The sequence below is a fragment of the Phycisphaerae bacterium genome, from assembly GCA_024102815.1.
Lineage (GTDB): Bacteria > Planctomycetota > Phycisphaerae > UBA1845 > UBA1845 > JAGFJJ01.
Genome location: JAGFJJ010000073.1, coordinates 1 through 3,063, shown reverse-complemented (window position 1 = coordinate 3,063; position 3,063 = coordinate 1). Strand labels below are relative to the sequence as shown.

The 3,063-nt window shown below is 56.0% G+C and carries 3 protein-coding genes; 1 reads left to right on the top strand and 2 read right to left on the bottom strand.

Features of this window, described 5'->3' with window-relative positions; all coding sequences use genetic code 11:
* Positions 1 to 565, bottom strand: a 565-nt coding sequence (locus tag J5J06_18575; GenBank protein ID MCO6439103.1) for a hypothetical protein, incomplete at its 3' end; no start/stop codon positions are given.
* On the opposite strand from J5J06_18575, the gene J5J06_18570 reads away from it, so the two are divergent.
* Complete coding sequence (locus tag J5J06_18570) at positions 559 to 864, top strand: transposase domain-containing protein (protein MCO6439102.1); 306 nt, start codon at positions 559 to 561, stop codon at positions 862 to 864. The genes J5J06_18575 and J5J06_18570 overlap by 7 nt on opposite strands.
* Positions 865 to 2,377: 1,513 nt before the next feature.
* Here the strand turns inward: J5J06_18570 and J5J06_18565 are convergent.
* Positions 2,378 to 3,063, bottom strand: a 686-nt coding sequence (locus J5J06_18565) for a hypothetical protein (protein ID MCO6439101.1), incomplete at its 5' end; no start/stop codon positions are given.

The following is a 3,063-nucleotide window of genomic DNA, read 5'->3' as shown; positions in this document are numbered from 1 at the left end:
AGAGGTCACCCTTGCCCGCGGCCCGCATCATGATGTGCTCGTCGATGTACTGCGTCCCGTGGATGTATTGGCGGTCCATTTCAGTCCCGCTGCCCTGGCGGATTTCGATAACCTTCCATCCATCATAGTAATACAACTCGGTCGCGTCGAGGTCGCCGCGGTTCGAGACCACTTTCTTAATTCTGCGCCCGGTTCCATCGTAGTGGGCGGTTTGGATTGTAACGTCGTCCTGCTTGGCGCGGACCTTGACCAGGCGATTCCAGGCGTCGTAGCGATAGATGTACTGGCCGTCGTCGACGAGGTTGCCGGCGTCGTCGTAGGCCGGGGTGTGTGAAGTGTCGCTGAAGTCGGAGATGTCCACGACGAGGTCATCGCCGGCGTCGTCTATATCGTTGTCGGCGTTGTTGTCGTAGCCGATTTTGACGTTGGCCACGGTGGCGCTGGGATCGGCCGCGAAAGCCACGCCGCCGTAGCTGAAGGTCGAGTCGGTGGTGTCGATCAGCAGGGTCGTATACCGCCAGACCTTGGCAATCTCAATCATGGCCACGAAGCGTGGCCATGCCACCCGCCGCGCTCCTGAACATCGACAACAACCACTCCGAGCGGCAGATCAAACAGATGGTCATCGGCCGCAAGAAATGGATTTTTTGCGGCAGCGAGAACGGAGCCCGCTACGCGGCCGTCCTGTTCAGCCTGGTCGTCTCCTGCAAGCTGCACGGCGTAGACCCCTTCGCGTACTTCAAGGACGTGCTCCTGCGGATCCACACCCATCCGCCCGACGGCATCAAAGAGCTGATGCCCAGGGAGTGGAAGCAACGATTCGCCCCATCCGGCCGCCAGCCCCAGCAGATCTCAGCGGCGTAGCCTGACACAAGAACGCGGGCATTCCTATGTCCTCGGCCCTGCCCGCTCCGCCATCGGCACCACGTGGTTCGTCGAACGCTCACCGAATGGATACGTGAAGCGCGGTTCTTGGAACCGAAGCCTAAAGGCGCAGGACGCTCCGCCGGCCGGCGCTCCACAGACGGCTTACGCGCGGGGGCTGCTCGCCCCCGGACGCCTCGGCTTCAATCCCCTCCGGAAACGGGGCTGACGCCCATCGGGAGGCCCCGAGGAAACCATGAAACCGTTGACAAGCGACAGCCTCTTCATGGATACCCGGCTGTCAGAACCGTCCGAGAAAGGCGGCTTGATGCAAAATCCTCATCGAGATGCACCCTACGTCGCTAGCAGCGGCAGAGCGATGGTGCTGTGCTCATTCTCATTCATTGCTTTACAAAATGCCCGATAAAGACGAACTCCCACGATGGCAATCCACAGAAAGCCGACAAACCGACATAGAATCTCAACTATTGGAAGGGCCCAACCGACAACTGATCCAGCCAATGAGGAATAGAAAGCCTTCAAATCCTTGTTTGACAATACAACAAATGCAATAATGCGTACGAGTGTTAACACGCAACCAATGCCATAGACCACTGCGGCGGCTGTGAGCTTAGCGGACAAGAGTCTGTCCGGGATTCTCCCGATTAGACATCGCATATAGGCAAGTAGAAGTAAAAAAGTAGTGTTGGTCAAGAGGAACACTCCGATAACAGTCCACCGTGCAACCAGATTGTCAACTAGAACTCCATTCGCGCAGTCCAGTACAAATGCGAATACCGTGAATAGAGCAAGAACACGAAGCGCCCTTCGCAATAAGACCTCCCGCGGGCGAGTTACTGCGCCTGGATAAGCTGCTGTAATGACTATTATTGCGACGAATCCTGCGACATAAGATGGGGCATTAATGAAACTGATCCGAAGGGCAACAGGATAAATAGCAGGCCCGTCCGTGTGAATCGCAAAATATCCGGCGCTAACAAGAGCAGTGACTAATAAACCCTCAATAAATGTGAGTGAGGGAAACAAGATGAGAGCAATCAAAAAATACCGCAAACCGGCATACACTCGCTGGAGCCAGGCAACTGGGCTCGACACGAGCCACGACCCAAATAGGGAAGCGCATACGGGCGCACCGCACCCCTCACAATTCATCTGGCCTCCATTCAGAGCGGTGTCGCAGTAAATACAGTTTAACCGCTCATGTGCGCCGATGGTGGCAATAGGCTTGACGAAGTGTGGAATATTGTACAGCGTACATTGAATTGGGGTGCCGCACTCCGGACAGCTAGCGAAAGGGTCGAGTCCGCGAAGGTCGTAGCCACAGTCCACGCAACGTGTCGGGCGTCGATTTGTCAATGACGTTTTCATAGGCATGGGATGAAGCGCGCCAACGTTTCGCCCACTTGCACGGTTGTGCCGAAGTGATCGGATAATCTGTGCAGATCCGTCCTATTCGGAGTTGATAGAGCTTTGCAGGTGATATGCAATAGAATCATGGAATAGGTACTGAGTAAGAATAGGTTGGGCACGTAGCGAAGAATGGGAGTTTTGTGGTTACGTTTATACTAGCGACATCGGAGGTAGGGGCATTGCAAGGTGAAGGCCACCAACAGAGGCATCCCGTAAAACCGGGAAGGTTGGTGCAGGCAGTAGGAGAACATACGTAAACACAGTTCAAACAAAAAGCCCCTTGCCAGACTGATCCCGTTAGAGTGCAAGTATATGTGTATAAGGCCACCGTGCCCTGTGGATCGAGATTCCGAATCGGGTCGTTACGTAGGTAAGAATACAGGCCCATTCCGTCTTGAAAACCAGATCCAGAAGAGTGTATCCATGTGAGTGGGTCACGTTGGAGAAAGGATCGAGTACGGGTAGAATAGTGCCGTCCGCGATTCTGGCAGCTTCCGGCCTCTGGGTCAGACAGCAACCCCTGATGCCCCATCACCTGCTCGACGCCGGAGTGCGCGATCCCTGCCTTTTTCGCCGCGCCTTGGACCAAATCATCAAACGCCGTGGCGTCGGTGCTGTCGTAGTCCCCATCAAAATCCAGATCGAGGATTCGGCATTCGGCGGAGGGCGTGCCGGTGCAGGTAACGCCCACGGTACCCTTGTCGGTGGCGTCCACGTCGCCGTCGGCGTCGCGGTCGCCCCAGGAGGTGGACTGGTTGACGGTGAGTG

Bases quoted from the DNA above. Each gene is read 5' to 3' on its own strand.
- J5J06_18570 (MCO6439102.1), top strand. From the start codon at position 559: ATGCCACCCGCCGCGCTCCTGAACATCGACAACAACCACTCCGAGCGG.